This is a genomic window from Bacillota bacterium, assembly GCA_013178125.1.
Classification (GTDB): Bacteria; Bacillota; SHA-98; order Ch115; family JABLXJ01; genus JABLXL01.
In genome coordinates this window covers 1-2094 of sequence record JABLXJ010000053.1, presented here as the reverse complement: position 1 = coordinate 2094, position 2094 = coordinate 1, and the positions used below count along the sequence as shown (strand labels likewise).

The following is a 2094-nucleotide window of genomic DNA, read 5'->3' as shown; positions in this document are numbered from 1 at the left end:
TTTTGACGGCTTCGAGAAGCCAATATGTGGGGGTATTACAAATGAAAATCGGTATTATGGGAGAATTGCTGGGGGTTCCCTGGGATACCATTTATGAAAAGGCTGCAGAATTAGGTTTTGATGGGATAGAACTTGGTATCCGAGCGCAGGAATGGCATGAGAGTCCGCTGTCTAATATAGCTGGCCGGCAGGCTATATTAGAGAAGTCCAGACAAAGCAAGGTAGAGACCTGTTCCCTTTGCTTGCATGGATGGGGTGGAGCGGCTTCCTCACATAGTGAGGGTGATCGTGTCCAAGCAGTAGCTGTCCTCAAGGGGGCCGTGGACGCAGCTAGTGAGCTGGGAGCAGGGGTTATCCTTATCCCCCTTAATGCTCCTGGGGGCCTTGATTATGATGTTGCTTTCGAAAGGTGGGTATCTGCCCTCAAGGCTGTTACGCCTGACGCGGAGGCCAGGGGCGTGCGTCTTGGCATGGAAAGCGTCGGCACGGAGCACACTCAATCTGCGGAGAGGTTCGAAAGACTCATGGAGGCTATCAATTCGCCTGCAGTTGGTGTATATTTCGATTTTGTAAATGCAATATATCAAAGATATGATCCCCTCGCCATGATCTCTCTACTTGGGCAGAAGATCTTCCAGGTGCATGCAAAGCAATTCGGCGAGCATCTTCTTGATGATGGGCCGATATGGATTGATAAGATCTTCGCTGCGTTGGCTTCTATCAATTATGATGGCTATATTGTCTTGGAGACGTCACCGATGAAAGATCCCATTGACTCTGCTCTTAGAAACCTTCGCGCAATACGTCGCTATATTTCATAGGCTGGGAGGCATTATCATGTCTATACGCATAGGATTCATAGGCTCTGGAGGTATCGCAGCTTATCATTTGAGCCACCTTGTTCGTATCCCGGAGACAGAGATAGTCGGGCTTTGCGATGTTAATCCTGCACAGATTGAGAAGACTCGAGAAACAGTGCGAAAGAGCGCCGGGGAGTGCCTCAAAACGGGTGGCGCTAAGGAACTCAATGCAAAGGCATATACGGATTACAGAGTTATGCTGCAGGAGGAGGCTTTGGATGCGGTATATATTTGCCTCCCGCCTTATGCCCATGGGGAAATCGAGCGCGAGGTGATCGAGAGGGGGCTCCCGTTCTACATAGAAAAACCGGTGGCGAGAGACATGACGACAGCGCTCCGTATTCGAGATTTGGTTAAAGAACGCGGACTTTTAACATCTGTCGGCTATCAGCTGAGATACTGGACTGCTATGAAGAAGGCTAAGGAATTGCTTCACGGTACGACAATCGGCATGGCTCTTGTTATGCGCTGGGCGACGCTGCCACCTGTTCCATGGTACCCGTATCAATCCAGATCAGGCGGTATGCTGGTGGAAATGGTGACACATCATGTAGACCAGCTCCGCTATCTTCTTGGCGAAGTTGATGTGGTATATGGAGCGGGAGCGCGCCGTGTGCTGCATAAGGTGAACCCGGAGTATGACGTGTTTGATGTAAGCTGTGCTACCCTTACCTTTGAAAATGGAGCTGTGGCTAGTATCGCTAATAACCTTATTTCGGGAAATGTTTCTCCTAAAACCGCAACCGGAACCCACATTCTAGCGGAGGGTTTAACGCTTAGCTTCGAGCTTGGCGCGGGACTCACTATCATTACCCCCGACAAAACCGAGACATATCCCTATGAAGACTTCGGTTTTGCTGCTGACGAGGCATTTGTTACGGCTATATGCAATGATGATGCTTCATATATCCAGAGCGACTACGCTGACGCGTGCCAAACGCTCGCCGTCACCCTGGCAATAGAGGAATCTGAGCGTGGTGGTAGCCCGGTGAAAGTGGATGAATTCGTAGCTCGGGCGGAAAAGAAAATGAGGTAAAAGGTGAATTCTGTGTCCGATGTGTATGTTTTATTCTGGTTCGATGTAGAGGATTTTATCACGCCAGAGAGCGATGATGCACTCAAGGGCATCATCGAAGCCCTCGATTCTCACAAGGTACGAGGAACATTCAAGTTAGTGGGCGAGAAGCTGAGGGCTCTAAAGAGGCGGGGACGCCGGGACATTCTCGCTGGTCTG

At 50.1% G+C, this 2094-nt stretch carries 3 protein-coding genes; all 3 read left to right on the top strand.

Annotated features, from left to right (window positions below; all coding sequences use genetic code 11):
* Positions 1 to 41 precede the first annotated feature (41 nt).
* Positions 42 to 821 carry a sugar phosphate isomerase/epimerase gene (locus tag HPY71_15700; GenBank protein NPV54931.1) on the top strand — a complete coding sequence of 260 codons (780 nt, stop codon included), beginning with the start codon at positions 42 to 44 and terminating at the stop codon, positions 819 to 821.
* A 16-nt stretch (positions 822 to 837) separates the two neighbouring features.
* Positions 838 to 1896: a Gfo/Idh/MocA family oxidoreductase gene (locus HPY71_15695; GenBank protein ID NPV54930.1), complete on the top strand. Its 1059-nt coding sequence runs from the start codon at positions 838 to 840 to the stop codon at positions 1894 to 1896.
* A gap of 12 nt (positions 1897 to 1908) precedes the next feature.
* On the top strand, positions 1909 to 2094 hold a 186-nt coding region (locus tag HPY71_15690), incomplete at its 3' end, for a hypothetical protein (GenBank protein ID NPV54929.1).